Genomic DNA, 15193 nt, shown 5'->3' with positions numbered 1-15193 from the left:
AAATTCTCATGTACCCTAGAGGAAGGCCTCAGTAGCTCAGAGGATAGAGCAGGAGCCTTCTAATCTCTTGGTCGGGGGTTCGATTCCCTCCTGGGGCGCCACATGTAAAAACCGCCCCGCACCCTAAACTTAGGGTGCGGGGCGGTTTTCTTTATGCTTTTTGCGTGCGTGCCGGGAAGCTACTTCTTGGTCGGGGCTACTTCTTAGTGGGGTTCGTGTCCTTGCAAGAGTTGAGGACGCGCTCCATAACCTTCTTCTCATCCGCGGTGACCCACAGCATGTACTTCGCCTTCACGTGTACCTGGCGTGCCACGTAGGTGCAGCGGTAGGCGGTGTTGCTCGGCAGCCAGTCGGCGGCGTCCGCATCGGACTTCTGCTGGTTCGCCGGGCCGTCTGCAGCGAGCAGGTTCTCCGGGTCGTTCGCCAGCTGGCGGCGCTGCTCTGCAGTCAGATCCTGCGCGCCGGTCTGCCATGCGTTCGAAAGAGCCACCACGTGGTCAATCTGCACCGCCGAGGAGGTCTTCTTGCCGCGCTTGAACTCGATGGTTTTGCCGGTGTACGGGTCGTTCAGAGTGCCGCTGATGACGGTGCATGCGTGGGTCCTGACCTTGAAACGAACATTGGTCAGGTCACGGCGTAGAATGTCGTCACGAGTGTTGCACTTGTTGCCGTCAACGTCATCCCAGGCGGGTCCGAACTGATCACGAGAGTAGCCGGCCTTCGATGCGCGTTCCTTCACCTGCAGGGACGCCAGCTCGCTCTTCGCGGTTGCCAAATCCGGTGCGAGCGCGGTCGCGGGATCAACCGCCTTGTACGGGTTCTCGACCTCGGCGAGGGTTTCGGTCTGAACGTTGGTCTCTTCGTCATCGGTGGTAGAAGAGGTGCTCTTATCGGTGCCGAGTAGCCCGTCCACGCCGTTCTTACTCACATAGACCAGACCAATAATCAGCACAATCACGGCAAACACAGCGAGCAGACCGTAAATGAGGCGCTTCTTCTGCGGGTCCATCGAATCGGGCAGCTTGGGCAGGTTGCGCTGTAGCTGCTGAAGTTCCTGCAGGGAGGGCAGGTTGTTGTTCGCGGGCTTTTTGCTCACGGGTTCTCCAAGGCGGGTAGACGGGATGCGGCTGAGTGCACCGCATCATCAAGGATAGAGCGCGTGGGATAGAAATAGTTAACTTGAGGGCAAAAATAGCCGCCCCGACGCTGAGATACCTATCACGATGTCGAATGGGGCGTAGTCGTCATATTTCTGTAGGGAGTGCGTTGCCCGCGGGCTATTTTTGAAAAAACAGGGCGAAAAGTTCAAAAACTCTATCCACAGGCGGTGCCCAAAACCGCAAAACGCGAAGTTATCCACAGAAGCGGTAACCGCCGGATGCAGGGTCGGCTCAGTGCTGGCAAGGTGAAGGAACCCACCCACTAGTTTCTAAGGAGAAACCATGAGCGACACCATCCTGATCCGCGGATTCACCGCCTCCGACCCGGCACTGAGCACCCTGCCCAACGGGGTGCCCGTCGTGAACTTTCGCCTTGCCAGCACCCCGCGCTGGCAGGACGCCACCGGCACCTGGAAGGAAGGCACCACCAACTGGTACACCGTGAAAGCCTACCGCCGCCTCGCGCAGAACATTGCCACCTCCATTGAGAAGGGGCAGCCGCTGGTCGTGAGTGGCCGCCAGCGCATTAGCCGCTGGAACCGCGAAGACGGCACGCAGGGCACTACCGTAGAGGTGGATGCCCTCGGCATCGGTCACGACCTGAACTACGGTACGAGCACCTTCGCCCGCACCGTGGAGAAGCGCACGGTCAACGAGGGTTCCCTGCAGGGTGTACCTCAGCAGGGTATGCCGCACTCGGGTGCGCCGTTGCAGTACGCGCCGCCGCAGGAAGCACCTCAGTACGCACCCCAGCAGAACCCGGAGGTGCCGGGCATGACCGCTCAGGGTTCTCCTGCACAGAACGGGGGAGCACAGGGTGGCGTATCCCAGAGTGACGAACCCCCCTTCTAAAAGTGCTCCCCGGATGCTTGCATAAACGCGGGCGCATTGGGATAATGGAGCATTGTGTTGACATCGGGCACGCCCCTGCCGCAGGGGGAAGAGCGACCAACGATGTCAACCTTCGGGCACCAATCCTGTCCGAAGCATCAAGTTTTCTGTCCCGCAGTGGGGCAGAGCAATCTGAGTCTATTTGACCTGCGGCAGATGACTCTGGAGATCTACAACTATGCAGACTCTTGACTTCCTCGACAAGAAGTCCCTCCGTGACGACGTCCCCGCATTCGGCCCCGGTGACACCCTGAACGTTCACGTTAAGATCGTTGAAGGTAAGAACCACCGTATCCAGGTCTTCAAGGGCTTCGTCGTTGGCCGCCAGGGTGCAGGCGTTCGCGAGACCTTCACCGTCCGCAAGGTTTCCTTCGGCGTTGGTGTTGAGCGTACCTTCCCCGTTCACTCTCCCTCCATCGAGAAGATCGAGGTTGTGACCCGCGGTGACGTCCGTCGTGCAAAGCTGTACTACATGCGCGACCGCCACGGTAAGGCTGCTCGTATCCGCGAGAAGCGCGAGTTCTAATCTTTATAGATACAGAATTCTGTTGCAAACCGCTCCCCAACCGCATTCCGCGGGAGAGGAGCGGTTTTTGCATATTCTGAGACCCCGCTTTCTGAGAACCTTGCCGCTCTCAGAAAATAAAAGCCCAAGAGCGCAAACACTCTCGATACAATAGCTAGGTACCGTTTCACTCGAGCTAGGTATCTCTCAAACGAAAGGCTCACTCCAGCATGGCAGACGACAAGAACACTGCGAACACCAGCCCCTTCCCTGAGGGATACCAGCCTCAAAGCCGCCGCGAGCGCCGCGAAATGGAAGAATACTTCGCGCGCCTCGCCGCAGAAAAGGCGGCAGATGAGAAGGCTGCTGCTGAGCAGAGTGCCGCAGAGAATGCAGGCGCTGAGAAGGCGGCCCCCTGGGCGGCATCCACGGGCGCTGCTGAGGCGACCGAAAACGATACCAAGAGCGTCCGCGAGGTGGTAGCTAGCGCCGAGGCGAGCGCCGCCTCCGCAGGTGTAACCGCAAGCAGCGCCGCCGCGAAGGATGTGAAGAAGAGCGCCGCAGAAAAGAGCGCTGCAGCGAAGAATACCGAGCGCGAAGAAACCACCGATGAGGAGAGCGCCGTAGACGTGGAAACCACCAAGGACTTCTCCGAAATGACCCCCAAGGAACGCCGCAAGGCAAAGCGCGCCGAACAGGCGGAGCTGACCTACTCCCAGGCGCAGGAAGAAGGCCGCCTCGGCGAATGGCTCTGGGTACAGGCACGTGAGGGCGGCACCGTCATCCTCTACGCGCTGGTCATCGCATTCCTGGTCAAGACCTTCCTGCTGCGCGGCTTCTACATTCCCTCCGGCTCCATGGAGCAGACCCTGCAGGTCAACGACCGCGTGTTCATTAACGTGGCGGGCTCCTACTTTAGCGAGCCCAAGCGCGGCGACGTCATCGTCTTCAAGGATTCTCAGGGCTGGATTCCCTCCACCCAGAAGACCAGCAGCCCGCTCAAGGACGCCCTGTCCTTCGCGGGTATTCTGCCGGATACCTCCTCGAACTTCCTGGTCAAGCGCGTTATCGGTACCCCCGGTGACGTGGTCGAAAGCGACGGCAACGGCAAGATCAAGGTCAACGGCGTAGAAATCACCGAACCGTACCTGTACCCCGGCAACCCGCCCTCGGAGATGCCCTTCAAGGTGACCGTGCCCGCCGGCAAGTACTTCGTGATGGGCGACCACCGCAGCAACTCCGCCGACTCCCGCTACCACATTAGCGACGGCACCGCGTTCATCTCCAAGGACGACGTGCAGGGTAACGTGTTCGTGGTGGCGTGGCCGCTGAACCACTTCGGTCTGCTGCAGGATCAGAGCTCGGTGTTCTCCTCGATTCCTGAGCCGACCTCCACCCCGAGCGAATAAGCGAGCGTGGGAATGATGGTGAGTGCCCAGAAGAGCGCAACGAAACCCACTCAAGCTAAGCCCGCGAAGACAACCCCGCCCGCCGCCGACCTTGAGTACGAGCAGCAGCTCTTCGCCTCCGGTGCCCGCACAGTTGCCGGAATCGATGAGGTAGGCCGCGGCTCCATGGCGGGCCCGGTCACTGTGGGCGTCGCAATCCTCACCCCGGACGCCACCCTCGAGGTGGGCGGGCTGATCGATTCCAAGGCGCTCTCACCGGCACGCCGCGAATCCATGGTTCCCGAAATCCGCCAGTGGTGCGCCGTGGCGGTCGGGCACGTGGAACCGGCAGATATTGACCGGCTCGGCATGACCCTCTCGCTGAGGCTTGCCGCCCAGCGTGCGCTCGCCGAACTGGCGCGCCGCGGATACCGTGCCGACGCCGCCCTGCTGGACGGTAAGCACGACTGGTTCACCCCTCCGCAGGAGGACCTGTTCAGCGCGCTGGTACCGGACCCGGCGCAGGCACACTACAACGCACTGCTCGCCCAGGCGTGGGAAGGCGCAGGTGAGGGTGGTGCAGATGAGCCCGCGCAGATGCCGGTGACCATGGTCATTAAGGGTGACTACAAGTGCGCCTCCATCGCCGCCGCATCGGTGGTTGCGAAGGTGGAACGTGACGAACTGATGGTCCAGCTAGATGCCCGCTACCCGGGGTACGGCTGGGCGAAGAACAAGGGCTACGGATCCGCCGCTCACCGCGAGGCGATTAGCGTGCAGGGCCCCAGCCCGCAGCATCGACTGTCATGGTCGCTTCCGGCGACCGCCGAGCAGATTGAGGCTGCTGCGGCACAGCGCGGCTAGAGTGCGCGGTGTTCCTGAAAACCGCGCCTCGGAAGCCTGCTAAAGCCTAACGTGCCACCGCTGAATCAGTACTACAAAAGCCCAGGAAAGGAAGAGTAGTGAGCGCAGAAGACCTCGAAAACTACGAGACCGACGCCCAAATGGCGCTCTACCGCGAATACAAAGACGTCATGTCGCTCTTTAGCTACGCGGTAGAAACCGACCGACGCTTCTACCTGGCGAACCAGGTGGACGTCACCCCGCACGTGCAGGACGGCACCCTCTACTTTGAGGTGAGCATGAGCGACGTGTGGGTGTGGGATGTATTCCGCTCCAACCGCTTTGTGAAGAAGGTACACGCCTACTCGGTGCGTGACGTGAACGTGGAGGAGCGTCTGCCCAACCAGGAGTTCACCGTGCCGGAAATGCCGGACTTTAACGCCTAGCTCACGCCCGATTTACCGCCTTGCCGGGGGTAAGCGCGCGGCTGCCGAGCTGCCGGGTGGCAGTGCTGGGTGATGAACCCGCGCGAATATGACGCGTCGAATCGGCACCCGAGCGGCGTTTTTGAAAAATATGCCCCAAAATTTCAAATAACCGACTGTGGATAACCTCTAATTCCTTCTGGGAGCCGAGGTTATCCACAGTTTTTCGTTAACCGCATTCGGGCATGTGCGCGGCGGGCACAGTAGAAGCACTACCGCTATCTACCGGGGGAGAGACCAATGACAACAGCCCGAATAACAGCCCGCGCCGCAACCCGAAGCGCACCCAACAGACCTCTGCTCCAGAGCACCCAGCCTCCGCGAACCCAGCTCCAGCGAACCCCGCCTCGCGCCCACAGCGTCGGCAGGTGGGGCGAGGAGCTGACCGCCCGCATCCTGGAAGCGAACGGCTACCGCATCCTGGAGAGGAATTGGCGACCGCCCGCAGGGCTGGAACACGAACAGATCCGCGGCGAGCTCGACCTAATCGCCATTGACCCCGAGGACGAACTGGTTTTCGTTGAGGTCAAGACCCGCAGCAGCGAAGACTTCGGACACCCGTTTGCGTCCATTGACCGCGATAAGGCGCGCCGCACGCGCTCGCTGGCGATTCTCTGGTGCAGGCTGCGCGAGAACCTTGATTTTCCGCGCTTTCGCATTGACGCAATTGCGGTGACCGGAACCTGCGAAACCTTCACCTTCGAGCATCTGAAGGCGGTGGCGTAATGGGATTCGCACGCACCTATTCCGTGGCGCTGGTTGGCTTGCGCGGGCACATTGTTGACGTTGAGGCGGATATTTCGCAGGGCCTGCCCGGCTTCGTGCTACTGGGCCTGCCGGACACCGCACTCAACGAGTCGAAAGAGCGTGTGCGCTCCGCGGCGAAGAACACCGGCATCACCCTCACTCAGCATCGGCTCACCGTGAACCTGACCCCGGCGACCCTGCCCAAACGCGGCTCGGCGTTCGACCTTGCCATCGTGGTGGCGGCGCTGCAGGCTGAGAAGAAATTGCACCCCAGCGGCGATAGTGTCTTCCTGGGCGAGCTGGGCCTAGACGGAACGCTACGCCCCGTGCCAGGCATCCTGCCCGCGGTCAAAGCCGCTGTGGACGCCGGACACCACCGCGTGATTGTGCCCGCCGAAAATGCTGAGGAGGCGGCACTGATTCCCGGTGCGCAGGTGAGCGGTTTCCGCTGCCTGGCGGAGGTTTTTGCCGCTCTCGGTGCCGAGAGTCAGAAGCTGACATACCCGCCCGCCCCGCAGACGGAGGCGAGCGCGCCGGCGGCGAAACCGGCTGAAATCCCTTCGGATATGAGCGATGTTGCCGGTCAGTCGCAGGGGCGTTTCGCCCTGGAAATTGCCGCCGCGGGCGGCCACCACATGCTGTTGACCGGCCCGCCCGGTTCGGGCAAAACCATGCTGGCGGAGCGCCTGCCGAGCATCCTGCCGACCCTCGACAATGACGCCGCGATGGAGGTGACCGCGATTCGTTCCCTCTGCTCGGCGGGGGAGCACCTGAGCGAGCTGGTGCGTCAGCCGCCGTTTGAGGCGCCGCATCATAGCGCCTCCGCGCCGGCGATTCTGGGTGGCGGCAGCGGCATTCCCCGCCCCGGCTGTGTGTCTAAAGCGCACCGCGGCGTGCTCTTTCTGGACGAGGCACCCGAGTTCAAACGCACTGTGCTGGATTCGCTGCGCCAGCCCCTGGAGTCGGGGACCGTGACCCTGGATCGTTCAAGTGCGTCGGCGACCTATCCGGCGCGTTTTCAGCTGATTCTGGCGGCGAACCCGTGCCCCTGCGGCATGAATGTGGGCACCGGTACGGAGTGCACGTGTGCCCCGCGGGAGCGTCGCGCCTATTTTGGGCGGCTGTCCGGCCCGCTGGTGGACCGTATTGATGTGAATGTGACGGTTCCGAAGGTGTCGTCCACGGAGCTTGCGGGCGGTCAGGTGAACGAGAGCTCCGCGCAGATTCGCGAGCGCGTCATGGCGGCGCGGCAGGCTCAGCGGGTGCGCCTGGAGCCGTACGGGTTGAAGACGAATGCGGAGATGAACGGCAAGATTCTGCGCGGCCCGCTACGTCTGGATGCGAAGCTCACCGGCGAGCTGAACGCCGCCGTGGATCGGGGCACGCTGACGGCTCGCGGCTACGACCGGGTGCTGCGTATCGCCTGGACTCTTGCGGATTTGGAGGGTGCCGCCTACCCGAGCCGGGAGCACCTGGATGTGGCGCTCTTTTTGAGGCAGCAGGGGCAGTTGAAATAGAGGCAACTGGAATAGTGCGCCGAAGCTTTGAACGCCGAGGTGGCAACGAGATTGAGTCACTCACGAGAGGAGAAGAACGTCATGAGTGAGAAGAAGCTAAGAAAACGAGCTGAAGAGGCTGAATTGACAGAAAATGGGCTGAGAGAAACAGCGCCGGAAGAGCATGTTCCTGAAGAGAGCCTGCCAGAAGTGAGCGTGCCTGAGGAGCGCGCGGCGGAGGATTTTGTGCAGGAGGAACTGCAGATCCGCCTGCCAGGCCGTACCCTGGATGCGCACGCCCTGGTGCGTGAGAGGGTGGCGCATATTCTGTCGCTGGGGCAGGAGCCTTCGCCGAGCCCGTATAACGCGGCGCGCCTGCCGGGGTTCCTCGCTTCCTGCCTGAACCCGGTGTATCTGGAAGAGATGAACCAGCAGGAACAGCCGGGGGAGGAGCAGGGCGAGCGCCCCGAACCCGCGGCGGGCACAGCCTCCACCAGCTCTGAGCCCGCGCCCCTGTTCAACCCCTCCCTCAGTGCGGAGGAGCTTGAGGCGGCGTGCCGCGAGTACATCCGCTGCTGCACCGCCCAGCTGATGCGCTACGCCGAACCCGCCGATGAGTTCGTGGTCGAATCCCTCACCACTCTGGGCGCCCCACTGACTCTGCACTACCTGCTGACCGGGCATATCCCGGATGAGCACACGTGGGAGCACGGCGAACCGGATACGCAGCTCAGCGATTTTCTGCACTCGGTGGGCACACCCGCGGAAGGGGAGTCTGCCCTGTTCTGTAGCGCGAATGGCTACTACACGCCGGGTGAGCATCAGATGAGCCGCGATAAGTTTGGCAAGGCGCTCGCGACCCGCCGCCTGCGCTGGAACCGCCGCATGGAACGCACCCTGAACGCGGAGGCGCACATGGCGGCAACCTGCGGGGCGTGGCTGGTCACTCCCGCCGATCCGCTGTGGCCGCCGCAGCTGAACGATTTGGGGCCCACTCGACCGTACGGACTGTGGTGTCGAGGCGATTCGCGGCACCTGCTGGATGTGGCGTCTGCCCCGAGCGTGGCGCTGGTCGGTTCGCGCGACCCGAGCATCTACGGTACGGAGGCGACGACCCACCTCGCCGCCGAGCTGGCGCGCCGCGGGTACACGGTGATTTCTGGAGGTGCGATGGGCATTGATATTGCGGCGCATCGGGCGGCGTTGACTCAGCAGGGTAGCGACCTGCCAACCATCGCCTTCATGGCGGGTGGGCTGGATCGGCTGTACCCGGCGCAGAACTCGGATGCGCTGAACATGATTGTTGACCGCGGGCTCATCATGAGCGAGGTGAGCGTGGGCAACACCCCCACACGTTGGCGTTTTCTGGAGCGTAACCGCCTGATTGCGGCGTTAGCGCGGCACACCATTGTGGTGGAGGCGCGCTGGCGTTCCGGTGCCCTGAATACGGCTCGTCACGCGATGGAGATTGGGCGTACCCTCTGGGCAGTTCCGGGGCAGATTAATTCGCCGAACTCGGTGGGCACGAACCGCCTTTTACGCGATGGACTAGCGCAAACACTCACCGAGGCCGCGGACATCCTCGAGTACGATGCCGCCGCGGGGTTCGAGCTGGGCACCGAGCACGAGAGCGAATGGGATCAGGCTGCCTCCTCCAGCGCGCTGGATGAGCTGACCGAACGACAGGGCAGGGTCTGGGACGATTTGAGCCCGCGCTCCTACCGCGGCGTGGACGAGATTGCCGCAGCTCTCGGGTTGAGCGCTCGCGACGTGATGGCTGACCTGTTCCACCTGGGTCGTTGTGGTCTGGCGGAGAGTAGCGGAACAAGCTGGAGAAAGGTCCGCCCGGCTGTCGCTGCGTAGAAGAGCCCCCGCTGAACGCCCGTGCTGACCCCCGCTGAGCACCCCGGCTGAACGCCCGTAGTGAACATCCCGGCAGTAGCGGGTTACTGCGGTCGGTCATGACGGGCGGCACGTGGAGAGCGTGGAACCTCTCTACAATTGGGGTAGGCTTGCGCGCACTGGCCCGGAGCCTACCCCTCGCCGCCTACCCCCGCCGCCGCATCATCGATAGGCGCATCGAGAACACACGAAAGGAGGGACGCATGACCGCCGCCCGCCAGCCCGAAAACCGGGCTGAAAACCAGGCAGAAAACCGGAGTGAGAACCGTGAGGAGTACCGGGATGAGGCTCCCTCCACGACCCTGCCGGTGACCTACACCCGCACGCTTGCGCCGGAGCAAGTAGAGAGCTCTGCTCTACCTGATTCTGCACTGGGTGTTTCCGGTGAGGTGTTCCGCCCCGTCCTGGACCGTTTTGAGCGTTTTTTGCGCTATGAGAAGCACCGTTCCGAAGAGACGATCCGCTCGTATATCTCCGATTTGGAGGGCTTCTTCGGCTACATGGCGCGCCGCGGCGTGCGGCATCTGGACAGCATTGATGCGTCCCTGATTCGTGAGTGGTTGGGTTCGTTGCATCTGCGGCAGGCGGCTCGTTCTACGGTGGCGCGCCGCGGTTCGACCCTGCGCACGTTCTTCACCTGGGCTCAGGAAGAGGAACTGGTGCACGCCAACCCGACCCGCGGTATGCGCACCCCCAAGCGGGAGAATCACCTGCCGCCGGTGCTGAGCCGTGAGCAGATAAACCAGCTGCTGACTACCCTGCAGCAGCGTCGGGCGCAGGATCCTCGGGATGCGCGCCTGCTGCGCCTGGAAGCAGTGGTTGAGGTGCTGTACGCCTCGGGCATGCGTATTTCTGAGCTGACCGGCCTGGATTTGCATAGCGTGGACCGGGCGAATAAGACGGTGCGCGTGCTGGGTAAGGGCAATAAGGAACGCGTGGTGCCGTTGGGTACCCCGGCGCTTAAGGCGTTGAATCGTTGGGTGTCCTATGGTCGTCCGCAATGGATTCCGGAGGGGTCCCAGGGCGTGACGGCGCTGTTTATTGGCCCTCGGGGCGGGCGTGCGAATGCCCGTCAGATTCGTGAGGACCTGACCCGCCTGCTGCGCACGGTGGAGAATACTCAGGCGTCGGGTGCGCACGTTTTGCGTCATTCGGCGGCGACTCACCTGGTGGATGGTGGCGCCGATATTCGTTCGGTACAGGAGCTTCTTGGGCATTCGTCGTTGGCGACCACGCAGATTTACACGCACGTGTCGATGAAGCGTCTGGCGGAGACGTACGCGCGGGCGCATCCGCGAGCATAGGGACGGCAACCCGAAAGTTAGCTGTCTCTCTATTTGAACCTTGCCCGTTCGGGTTGTACGAATGGACGAGTTCAATCTAAGCTATACACTGTTCAATGTCCGCCTAAATATCCCAGTGCACCCCAAATTCCTGCACTGCGGTGTTTATACAAAGCGGCTGAACAAGGTAGCATAGGTAACAGACTAACCGTGGTCTCCGTCTCTATAACGGCACCGCGTACGAGTACTAAAAACCAGAAAGGTCGCACCGCATGCGCGCACTCGTTTGCCCCGGACAGGGCTCCCAGAAGAAGGGCTTCCTGAGCCCCTGGCTCGAGATTGAAGGTGTGCGTGAGCACCTGGAACGACTCTCCGAAGCGGCAGGCATCGACCTGATTCACTACGGCACCGAAGCCGAAGAAGAAACCATCAAAGACACCGCAATCGCCCAGCCCCTCATCGTGGCTGCAGGCATCGTCACCGGTCGCCTCGCACTGCGCGAACTCGACGGTGAAGAGCTCATCTTCGCGGGTCACTCCGTCGGTGAAATCACCGCAGCAGCCCTCGCGGGCGTACTCAGCGACGAAGACGCAATGCGTTTCGTACGCGTGCGCGCCAACGGCATGGCGGAGGCGGCAGCCGCCTCCCCGACCGGCATGGCTGCAGTACTCGGCGGCGTTGAAGAAAACGTCCGCGAAGCCATCGACGCAGCAGGCCTCGTCGCAGCAAACTCCAACGGCGGCGGCCAGATCGTAGCCGCAGGCCCCATCCCCGCCATCGAGGCATTCGCCGCGAACCCGCCCGCACGCGCTCGCGTCATCCCTCTGAAGGTTGCTGGCGCATTCCACACCGAGGCAATGGCACCCGCCGTGCCCGCCCTGGAAGAGTTCGCCGCATCCCTGCAGGTCTCCGACCCGACCTCCGCACTGCTGACCAACCGCGACGGTTCCGCCGTGGAATCCGGTGAAGAGTTCGTCAAGACCCTCGTCTCCCAGGTCACCAGCCCCGTCCGCTGGGACCTGTGCATGGCAACCCTGCTTGAGCGTGAGGTCGCCGGCATTATCGAGGTCGCCCCCGCAGGCACCCTGGTCGGCCTGGCAAAGCGCGCGATGCGCGGCGTGCCCGGCACCTCCATCAACACTCCCGAGGACCTCACCTCGCTGAAGGGCTAAACGCCGGGGGAGCGCACCCCGCCCTCCCAGTACCGGAACCCTTCACACTAGACATGCACTTTAGATATGCGAGGCACACAGTGTCTTGCAAGCATTAGCACTAAGGATTGAATACGTGACTACCCTCAAGCAGTACGAAATCAACCGCTACTCCCGCATCCTCGGTTACGGCGCAGCCCGCGGTGAGGTCATCGTCCCCAACGACGACATCGTTGAGGCAATCGACTCCTCCGACGAGTGGATCAAGCAGCGTACCGGTATCGCAACCCGCCACCGCGCGAGCGAAAACCAGTCGGTAGCCGACCTTGCCATCGGTGCCGCCAAGGACGCCCTCGAAGCATCCGGTGTAACCGGTGAGGACATTGAGGCGGTCATCATCTCGACCATCTCGCACCCCTACGCAACCCCCTCCCTGGCAACCCTGGTCGCCGACGCAATCGGCTCCAAGTGCCCCGCATACGACATCTCCGCAGCGTGCGCAGGTTTCTGCTACGGCATCGCCCAGGCAGACGCCCTCGTCCGTGCGGGCACCGCAAAACACGTGCTGGTCATCGGCGTTGAGAAGCTCTCCGACTTCATCGACAACACCGAACGCACCATCTCCTTCCTGCTCGGCGACGGCGCAGGCGCAGCAGTCGTAGGCGTCTCCGACGAACCCGGCATCGCCCCGACCGTATGGGGTTCGGACGGCTCCCGCTGGGGCACCGTCGGCATGACCCACTCCCTGCTGGACATCCGCAACCGCGACTTCGCCGCAAACCCCGTCGAAGAAGGCGAAAAGATCTGGCCCACCCTGCGTCAGGACGGCCCCTCCGTCTTCCGCTGGGCAGTATGGGAAATGGCGAAGGTCGCCAAGCAGGCACTCGAAACCGCCGGCATTACCCCCGACGAGCTCGGCGCGCTCATTCCGCACCAGGCAAACGCCCGCATCATTGACCAGATGGTCAAGACCCTCAAACTTCCCGACACGGTGGCAGTGGCACGCGACATCGTCGATGCCGGTAACACCTCCGCCGCATCGGTCCCCCTCGCCGCGCACCGCCTGCTCAAGGAGAACCCGGAACTCTCCGGCAAGTTCGCCCTGCAGATTGGCTTCGGCGCTGGCCTGGCATTCGCAGCTCAGGTAGTCGTCCTTCCCTAAGGAAACCACCGGAGCCCGATGCTCCCCGCCCCTCACGACCGGCACAGCGCCGGTGCACGAGAAAGAAAATAAAGCGGAAAAGCATCCCCACAAACTCCGAGTTGACGCATGCGTACACCACGCAGACACGATAAACTCGGTAATGCACGCGTACCCCCACCCGGCGGGTGCGATGACCATCGAAAAAACAAAGGAGCCCCTGAATGGCTAACAAGGAAGAGATCCTCGCAGGTCTGGCAGAGATCGTTAACGAAGAGACCGGCGTTGAGGTTGAGGACGTTCAGCTGGACAAGTCCTTCACCGAGGACCTGGACATCGACTCCATCTCGATGATGACCATCGTCGTGAACGCTGAGGAGAAGTTCGAGGTGACCATCCCGGACGAAGAGGTCCAGAACCTCAAGACCGTTGGCGACGCAGTCGAGTTCATCGCGAACGCTGCCTAAGCTATAACCAATACCGAGGCGGCGCGGGCTCTCACCGGCCCGCGCCGCGTCGCTATTCACTCAGCTTTCAATCCAACACACCCCCGGGAACACGCAGAGTGCGATGACTGCACTCTCCACGGCGTGAAAACGCCCACTGTAAACCCCGGGCCCAACAGGTTTTTATCCACACACCACCGGATAAACCACCAAATCGACCACCGAAGAGAAAGTGCCACAATGTCTCGAAAAGTGCTGGTGACCGGCCTCGGCGCGACCACCCCCATTGGCGGCGACGTCCCCACCACCTGGGAAAACGCAACCAAGGGCGTATCTGGTGTATCCACCCTCGACCACCCCTGGGTCAAGGAATACGACCTGCCCGTATACATTGCAGGCCAGCTCGCCGTGCCCGCCCTCGAATCCGGCCGCCTCACCAAGGTAGAAGCAAAGCGCCTGGATCCCTCGGGCCAGCTCGCCCTCATCGCCGCACGCGAAGCATGGGAAGACGCAGGGTTCTCCGGCCCCGACGCCGACTCCGCAGAAGAAGTCGACCCCGAACGCACCGGCGTAGCCTTCGGCACCGGTATCGGCGGCGTGTGGACCCTTCTCGACGCATGGGACACCCTCCGCGAAAAGGGCCCCCGCCGCGTCCTCCCCATGACCGTTCCCATGCTCATGCCCAACGGCAACGCAGCAGCCGTCTCCATGAACCTCAAGGCACGCGCCGCAGCACAGACCGTCGTCTCCGCATGCGCATCCTCCACCGAAGCCATGCAGCTCGGTGCTGAAATGATCCGCAGCGGTAAGGCAGACGTCGTCATCGTCGGCGGTGCCGAAGCAGCAATCCACCCGCTTCCCATGGCAGCATTCGCCAAGATGCAGGCACTCTCCTCCCGCAACGACGAACCCGAAAAGGCATCCCGCCCCTACGACGTCGACCGCGACGGCTTCGTCATGGGTGAAGGCGCAGCAGCCCTCATCCTCGAATCCGAAGAGCACGCCAAGGCACGCGGCGCACGCGTCTACGCGGAACTGGCAGGCACCGGCGTATCCGCCGACTCCTACCACATCACCGCACCGGACCCCGCAGCACTCGGCGCAACCCGTGCACTGCGCGAAGCCCTCGAAGACGGCAACATCGACCCGAAGACCGTCGTGCACATCAACGCGCACGCCACCAGCACCCCCGCCGGTGACCTGCCCGAAGCAACCGCAATGCACGAAACCTTCGGCGAGCACACCAAGAACATTGCCGTCTCCGCAACCAAGTCCATGACCGGCCACCTGCTCGGCGGCGCGGGCGCACTCGAAGCCGTACTCACCGTACTGGCACTGCACCACCGCACCGCACCCTGCACCATCAACCTGGACAACAAGGACCCCCAGATTGACCTGGATGTGGTGACCGAGGCACGCGAGCTGCCCGCCGGCGAGATCGTGGCACTGTCGAACTCCTTCGGTTTCGGCGGTCACAACGCGGTTGTAGCATTCCGTTCCGTAGAGGACTAAAAACTCTTCGACAGCCTCATAGGAAGGGCACGTCGGACAATGCTAGCGGGGGAGTGCCCCCTCTTCAGCGCCTGGGGGCGCTTCGAGGACGGAGCCCCCGCTATGCATTCCCGACTGCGCCCCTATAGGCTTGGTAACAAATAGGGTCGCCCGTGATAGGTAACTATCGCGGGCGACCTTTGCGTTTGAGAGAGCGGCATACCGGTTCACGCTCGCGGGGGAGTGCCCCCTCTGCGGCGCTGG

Annotated in this window: 14 protein-coding genes and 1 tRNA gene; 14 read left to right on the top strand and 1 reads right to left on the bottom strand. The window is 62.6% G+C overall.

The annotated features are described in order from the left end of the window. The first annotated feature begins 25 nt into the window (after window positions 1-25). A tRNA-Arg gene (locus tag HMPREF2845_RS07580) sits at window positions 26-101 on the top strand. 95 nt (window positions 102-196) lie between these two features. On the opposite strand, the gene HMPREF2845_RS07575 is transcribed toward HMPREF2845_RS07580, so the two are convergent. After that, on the bottom strand, window positions 197-1096 hold the full coding sequence (locus HMPREF2845_RS07575) for an HNH endonuclease family protein (RefSeq protein WP_070634368.1): 900 nt from the start codon (window positions 1094-1096) through the stop codon (window positions 197-199). Window positions 1097-1442: 346 nt separating this feature from the next. Between HMPREF2845_RS07575 and HMPREF2845_RS07570 the strand changes: the two genes are divergently transcribed. The 13 genes from HMPREF2845_RS07570 to fabF all read left to right on the top strand — a co-directional run bounded on the left by HMPREF2845_RS07570 (window position 1443) and on the right by fabF (window position 14950). After that, window positions 1443-2012 carry a single-stranded DNA-binding protein gene (locus tag HMPREF2845_RS07570; RefSeq protein WP_070634367.1) on the top strand — a complete coding sequence of 190 codons (570 nt, stop codon included), beginning with the start codon at window positions 1443-1445 and terminating at the stop codon, window positions 2010-2012. Between the two features lie 217 nt (window positions 2013-2229). Continuing rightward, window positions 2230-2577 (top strand): 50S ribosomal protein L19, encoded by a 348-nt coding sequence (gene rplS, locus HMPREF2845_RS07565; RefSeq protein WP_005507488.1) that lies wholly within the window; start codon window positions 2230-2232, stop codon window positions 2575-2577. Between the two features lie 209 nt (window positions 2578-2786). Further along, window positions 2787-3965, top strand: coding sequence for a signal peptidase I (gene lepB, locus HMPREF2845_RS07560; RefSeq protein WP_070634366.1), 1179 nt, complete (start codon window positions 2787-2789; stop codon window positions 3963-3965). A 15-nt stretch (window positions 3966-3980) separates the two neighbouring features. Next, entirely contained in the window at window positions 3981-4808 is an 828-nt protein-coding gene (locus HMPREF2845_RS07555) for a ribonuclease HII (RefSeq protein WP_070634475.1), read from the top strand. A gap of 98 nt (window positions 4809-4906) precedes the next feature. Continuing rightward, on the top strand, window positions 4907-5233 hold the full coding sequence (locus tag HMPREF2845_RS07550; protein ID WP_005506259.1) for a DUF2469 domain-containing protein: 327 nt from the start codon (window positions 4907-4909) through the stop codon (window positions 5231-5233). Window positions 5234-5512: 279 nt separating this feature from the next. Beyond that, window positions 5513-5998: a YraN family protein gene (locus HMPREF2845_RS07545; RefSeq protein WP_005506258.1), complete on the top strand. Its 486-nt coding sequence runs from the start codon at window positions 5513-5515 to the stop codon at window positions 5996-5998. Then, on the top strand, window positions 5998-7536 hold the full coding sequence (locus tag HMPREF2845_RS07540) for a YifB family Mg chelatase-like AAA ATPase (protein WP_070634365.1): 1539 nt from the start codon (window positions 5998-6000) through the stop codon (window positions 7534-7536). Before HMPREF2845_RS07545 ends, HMPREF2845_RS07540 begins: the two co-directional genes overlap by 1 nt. 195 nt (window positions 7537-7731) lie before the next feature. After that, window positions 7732-9378, top strand: coding sequence for a DNA-processing protein DprA (dprA, locus tag HMPREF2845_RS07535; RefSeq protein ID WP_246824643.1), 1647 nt, complete (start codon window positions 7732-7734; stop codon window positions 9376-9378). A gap of 242 nt (window positions 9379-9620) precedes the next feature. Then, on the top strand, window positions 9621-10721 hold the full coding sequence (locus HMPREF2845_RS07530) for a tyrosine recombinase XerC (RefSeq protein WP_070634363.1): 1101 nt from the start codon (window positions 9621-9623) through the stop codon (window positions 10719-10721). A gap of 251 nt (window positions 10722-10972) precedes the next feature. Then, complete coding sequence (locus HMPREF2845_RS07525) at window positions 10973-11872, top strand: ACP S-malonyltransferase (protein ID WP_070634362.1); 900 nt, start codon at window positions 10973-10975, stop codon at window positions 11870-11872. 115 nt (window positions 11873-11987) lie between these two features. Then, entirely contained in the window at window positions 11988-13013 is a 1026-nt protein-coding gene (locus HMPREF2845_RS07520) for a beta-ketoacyl-ACP synthase III (protein WP_005506251.1), read from the top strand. A 203-nt stretch (window positions 13014-13216) separates the two neighbouring features. Next, complete coding sequence (locus HMPREF2845_RS07515) at window positions 13217-13459, top strand: acyl carrier protein (RefSeq protein ID WP_005506250.1); 243 nt, start codon at window positions 13217-13219, stop codon at window positions 13457-13459. Window positions 13460-13678: 219 nt separating this feature from the next. Next, window positions 13679-14950 (top strand): beta-ketoacyl-ACP synthase II, encoded by a 1272-nt coding sequence (gene fabF / locus HMPREF2845_RS07510; RefSeq protein ID WP_070506485.1) that lies wholly within the window; start codon window positions 13679-13681, stop codon window positions 14948-14950. The last annotated feature ends 243 nt before the right edge of the window (window positions 14951-15193 follow it).

The organism is Rothia sp. HMSC065B04, assembly GCF_001812285.1.
GTDB lineage: Bacteria > Actinomycetota > Actinomycetes > Actinomycetales > Micrococcaceae > Rothia > Rothia mucilaginosa.
Note: the sequence above shows the minus strand (reverse complement) of the source record. Positions and strands in the feature narration are given on the sequence as shown.

Excerpts from the sequence above, each read along its gene's own strand:
- HMPREF2845_RS07530 (WP_070634363.1), top strand. The coding sequence starts at position 9,621 with ATGACCGCCGCCCGCCAGCCCGAAAACCGGGCTGAAAACCAGGCAGAA.
- HMPREF2845_RS07555 (WP_070634475.1), top strand. The coding sequence starts at position 3,981 with ATGGTGAGTGCCCAGAAGAGCGCAACGAAACCCACTCAAGCTAAGCCC.
- lepB (WP_070634366.1), top strand. The coding sequence starts at position 2,787 with ATGGCAGACGACAAGAACACTGCGAACACCAGCCCCTTCCCTGAGGGA.
- HMPREF2845_RS07540 (WP_070634365.1), top strand. The coding sequence starts at position 5,998 with ATGGGATTCGCACGCACCTATTCCGTGGCGCTGGTTGGCTTGCGCGGG.
- fabF (WP_070506485.1), top strand. The coding sequence starts at position 13,679 with ATGTCTCGAAAAGTGCTGGTGACCGGCCTCGGCGCGACCACCCCCATT.
- HMPREF2845_RS07525 (WP_070634362.1), top strand. The coding sequence starts at position 10,973 with ATGCGCGCACTCGTTTGCCCCGGACAGGGCTCCCAGAAGAAGGGCTTC.
- rplS (WP_005507488.1), top strand. The coding sequence starts at position 2,230 with ATGCAGACTCTTGACTTCCTCGACAAGAAGTCCCTCCGTGACGACGTC.
- HMPREF2845_RS07570 (WP_070634367.1), top strand. The coding sequence starts at position 1,443 with ATGAGCGACACCATCCTGATCCGCGGATTCACCGCCTCCGACCCGGCA.
- HMPREF2845_RS07515 (WP_005506250.1), top strand. The coding sequence starts at position 13,217 with ATGGCTAACAAGGAAGAGATCCTCGCAGGTCTGGCAGAGATCGTTAAC.
- HMPREF2845_RS07545 (WP_005506258.1), top strand. The coding sequence starts at position 5,513 with ATGACAACAGCCCGAATAACAGCCCGCGCCGCAACCCGAAGCGCACCC.